4 protein-coding genes are annotated in these 4,311 nt (G+C 72.0%); 1 reads left to right on the forward strand and 3 read right to left on the reverse strand.

Features of this window, described 5'->3' with window-relative positions; all coding sequences use genetic code 11:
* On the forward strand, nt 1-845 hold an 845-nt coding region (locus tag HC022_RS20180; protein WP_167453612.1), incomplete at its 5' end, for an Hsp70 family protein.
* A gap of 40 nt (nt 846-885) precedes the next feature.
* On the opposite strand, the gene pepT is transcribed toward HC022_RS20180, so the two are convergent.
* The 3 genes from pepT to HC022_RS20195 form a co-directional block, all read right to left on the reverse strand.
* Nucleotides 886-2,130, reverse strand: a complete 1,245-nt coding sequence (gene pepT / locus HC022_RS20185; RefSeq protein ID WP_167453613.1) for a peptidase T — start codon at nt 2,128-2,130, stop codon at nt 886-888.
* A 72-nt stretch (nt 2,131-2,202) separates the two neighbouring features.
* A complete protein-coding gene (locus HC022_RS20190) occupies nt 2,203-3,405 on the reverse strand; it encodes an MFS transporter (protein WP_167453614.1) in 1,203 nt (400 codons plus the stop codon).
* Nucleotides 3,406-3,693: 288 nt separating this feature from the next.
* On the reverse strand, nt 3,694-4,311 hold a 618-nt coding region (locus HC022_RS20195), incomplete at its 5' end, for a helix-turn-helix domain-containing protein (protein ID WP_303049084.1).

Consider the following 4,311-nt stretch of genomic DNA (forward strand, 5'->3'; position numbering starts at 1 on the left):
CGGACCTGCGGGCCTGCTATCTCGCCGCCGGGTTCGAGGCGGTGGAGTTCCTCGCCGAGCCCGAGGCCGCGGCCATCGCCAGCCACAGGTCGGGGCCTTCGGGCCGGGTCGGGCTGATCGTCGACATCGGCGGCGGCACGTCGGATTTCTCGCTGTTCCGGGCCGAGGGTGGGCAGGTCGAGATCCTCTCCAGCCACGGCATCCGGCTGGGCGGCACGGATTTCGACCAGGCGCTGTCGCTGGCGCATGTGATGCCCTTGCTGGGGCTGGGCGGCGAGCTGCGCCGCGAAATGGGCGAGGGGCGCCTGCCGGTCCCGCGCGCGCCCTTCGTCGATCTCGCGAGCTGGGCCAAGATCCCGTTCCTCTACGCGCCCGAGACGCGCCGACTGGCCGCCGACATGGCGCGCATGGCGGTCGAGCCCGAGCGGCTCGAGCGGTTCCGCTCGGTGCTCGAGCACGAGACCGGCCACCAGATCGCCTTTGCCGTGGAACGCGGCAAGATCGCCGCCAACGGTGAGGGACAGGCGGGGCGCATCCTGCTCGACGTGGTGGAAAAGGGCCTGTCGGCCGGGCTGACGCAGGAGGATCTCGGGCAGGCGCTCGAAAGCCACCGCACCGCGCTGGGCGAGGCGGCGGCCGAGACGCTGACGCTGGCGGGGCTGACGCCTGCGCAGGTCGAGGACGTGGTGCTGGTCGGCGGCTCGAGCCTGATGCGCTTCGTGGGCGACGAGATGCGCGACCGCTTCCCCGGCGCCGCGATCCGCACCGAGAGTGCCTTCACCGCCATTGTCGACGGGCTGGCCATCGCCGCGGGCGGGGCCCCGGCGACAGCTGCGGCCCGCTAAGGGCCCCCGCGCCGCGATCCGCCGCGCGAGGGGGGGGAGGTCAGCGACGCGCCGTGGCGGCCTTGCCGAGCAGGGTCAGGCACAGGTCGGTGGCCTTGGCCATGTCCTGCACCGAGATCCATTCCAGCGGGCCGTGGATGTTCTGCATGCCGGTGAAGAGGTTCGGCGTTGGCACCCCCATCTCGGTCAGGCGCGAGCCGTCGGTGCCGCCGCGGATCGGGACGGAGACCGGTTCGAGACCCAGGTCGCGGCAGGCGTCGCGGGCGAGGTCCACCGGCGTCATGTCCTCTTCGAGCCAGTAGCGCATGTTGCGGTACTGCGGGCGGATCTCGCAGGTGATCGTGGCGCGCGGCTCGGTGGCCTGCACCGCGGCACAGACCTGCCGCAGCATCTCGCCCTTGGCCGCGAGGCCCTCGCGTTCGAAGTCGCGGATGATGAACTTGATCTTCATCTCGGACGAGCCACCTGTCATTTCGGTTGCGTGCACGAAGCCCTCGAGCCCGTCGGTCACCTCGGGCGTCATGGTCGCCTGCGGCAGGGTCTCGACGATGCGCGAGGCGAGGTGGATGGCGTTGACCATCTTGCCCTTGGCAAAGCCCGGGTGAATCGAAACGCCGGTGATCCGCACCTCGGCGCCATCGGCCGAAAAGGTCTCGTATTCGATCTCGCCGACGCGGCCGCCGTCGAAGGTGTAGGCGAAATCCGCGCCGAGATCGGCGGGCAGATTCGGATCGACGCCGCGGCCGATCTCCTCGTCGGGGGTGAAGGCGATGCGCACCGGCCCGTGCGGGATCCCGGGGTTGGCGAGCAGGTGGCGCGCCGCCGTCATGATGATCGCGACCCCGGCCTTGTCGTCGGCGCCGAGCAGCGTGGTGCCCGAGGCGGTGACGATGTCATGGCCGCGCTTCTCGGCGAGATAGGGATATTCCTCGGGCGACAGCACCAGCGCGGGGTCGTCGGGGTAGGTGATCTCGCCGCCGTTGTAGCCCTTCACGACCCTCGGCTTCACGCCCGTGGCGTTGAACTGCGGCGCGGTGTCGACATGGGCGAGCAGGCCGACGGTCGGCCCTTCGGTGGTGCCGGGGATGGTGGCGAGCACGGCGCCGTACTCGGTGACCTGCACGTCCTTGGCGCCGATCTCGCCAAGCTCCTGCTCCAGCAGGCGCAGCATGCCGAACTGGATCTCGGTGCTGGGCGAGCTGGGCGAATCCGCGTCGCTCTGGCTGTCGATGGCGGCGTAGCGGACGAGGCGGTCCTCGAGTTCCTGGTCGAATGTGTGTGTCATGGGTCCTGCCTTTCGCCGCCGAGAAAGGCGGCGCTCGTGAGGGAAGTCAAGCGGATGGGAAACGACCTGGGGTCACTGCCTCGCGACCGCACCGCGCCGCAGCCAGAGCAGCGCGGCGAAGCTGAACGCGACAGACAGCGCCGCGAAGCCCACGCTGACGGGCTTCAGGGGCAGGGCCGCGCTCAGCAGGCCCCCGCCGATCCCGGGCCCCGAGAGGGCGGGGTAGCAGAGGCCGAAATAGAGCGGGATGCCCCCGCCCCGCCGGTGCGCCGGAGCGGCCTGTCCAAGAGCGCCGAGCCCGCTGCGGAAGACGAAGCCGTGGCCCATGCCGGTGATCAGCGTGCCCAGCGTCAGCAGCGCCAGCCACTCGCCCTGGAAGGCCACCGCGACGGTGCCGACGCCGACGATGAGCATGGCGCAGGACTGGCCGAGCTGGCCGCGGGCGGGCAGGTGCGTCGCCAGCGCCTGTCCCAGCGTCGAGCAGATGAAGAAGAACCCGGTGAGCACGCCGATAAGCGCGGGGCTGTGCAGGCCCATGACCTTCGACAGGAAGCCCGGCACCACCGCCGAGTAGAACCCCGCCACCATGAACGCCGCCAGCGCCAGAAGGGCGGCGGGGATGAAGGCCGGCACCACCTCGCGCGGGAGGGCGGGGCGCTGCGGCGACAGGTCCGGGCGGGCGACCCGCGCGACGGATTCCGGCACGGTCACGAGCAGAAGGCCCGCGATGCAGAGCAGGGCGACGTGGATGAGGTAGGGCGTCACCATCGGTGCCGCCGCGCCGTTCGCCACCACGCCCGCGAGCATCGGCCCCAGCCCGAGCCCGCCCATGTTCGCCGCGGTGGCGGTCAGCACGCCGAGCTTCTCGCGCCCCAGCGGCACGAGGTCCATGATCATCGCCGTGGCGGTGCTGGCGAAGACCCCGGCCGATAGCCCGGACAGGAGCCGCGCCAGCAGGATCGGGCCGAGCCCGTGCGAGACGGCAAAGAGCAGGCTGCTGGCCAGCGCGAAGGCGAGGCCCGCGAAGAGCGGCGGCTTGCGCCCGATCTGGTCGGACCACGTGCCGGTGATCAGCAGCGCCGCTACCACGCCGCCCGCATAGATCGCGTAGATCACCGTCACCCAGAGCTGCGACAGCCCGTAGGCCTGCATATAGAAGGCGTAGATCGGCGTGGGCATGGTGGTGCCCATCATGGTGACGAGGAAGGCGAAGGCGGCAGTGGCGAAGGGCCGGGCGCCGCGGACGCTTTCGGTCGTCTGCTCGGTCGTGGTCATGCAGGTCTTCCTGTCTTGAACGTGCGAAGGCAGCGACGGGGGCTGCGTCCGTCCCGCGGAGGTCTTCATGCGCGTCCGGACGGGGCCCGCCACGGGGTCAGATGGCCGCGGCTCGGGCCGGAACGCTGTCGCGGGGGGCGGCGGGCGCGCCCCCGGGATCGGGCGGACGGTAGCGGCGGGCGCGGGGACATGCACGCCGGAACGGGCGGTTCGGGACGCGAAAACACCGGCGGTGCCGCTTTGTCGGGCGCTCCGCCGGTGGGGCTGCGTCTCAGGTCCGGCGAAGGGTCAGGCGCCGAGCCCCAGCCGCTTCATCCGGCGGTAGAGCGTCGCGCGCCCGATCCCGAGCGCCCGCGCTGCCTGGCTGGCGTTGCCGTCCGCACGGGCCAGCGCCCGCACCAGCGCCGCCCGCTCGGCCCGCTCGAAGCCGCCCGGGCCATCGTCGCGGCCGAAGAGATCGGCGGCGGGCAGCGGTTTCAGCGCGCCCCTGGCCTCGAGCCCGAAGGCCTTGCGCGCGGCGCGGGTCGCGCCGATCACCAGGTCGTCGGCGTCGATGGCGAGCAGGGCCGAGGCCTCCATGTCGTCGCTGCCGCCGACCACGATGCGGGCGGCGGGAAAGCTGGCGCGGAAGAAATCGGCCTCGATGGCGCGGGCAGTCTGCGAGACGGTTGCGGCGATCAGCCGGTTCAGCCCCTCGGTCTGGTCGGTGCGGGCGGACGAGACGTCGAGCGCCGCGGCGACGCCGCCGTCGGGACCGAAGATCGGCGCGTCGATGCAGCTCATGCCGATGTTGCGGGCAAGGAAGTGGTCGCCGCGGTGGATCGTCACCCGGCGCCGGTCGGCAAGGCAGGTGCCGATGCCGTTGGTGCCCTCGGCGGCCTCGCTCCAGTCGGCACCGGGCACGAG

The sequence above is a fragment of the Salipiger sp. HF18 genome, from assembly GCF_011806505.1.
Lineage (GTDB): Bacteria > Pseudomonadota > Alphaproteobacteria > Rhodobacterales > Rhodobacteraceae > Salipiger > Salipiger thiooxidans.

Excerpts from the sequence above, each read along its gene's own strand:
- pepT (WP_167453613.1), bottom strand. The coding sequence starts at position 2,130 with ATGACACACACATTCGACCAGGAACTCGAGGACCGCCTCGTCCGCTAC.
- HC022_RS20190 (WP_167453614.1), bottom strand. The coding sequence starts at position 3,405 with ATGACCACGACCGAGCAGACGACCGAAAGCGTCCGCGGCGCCCGGCCC.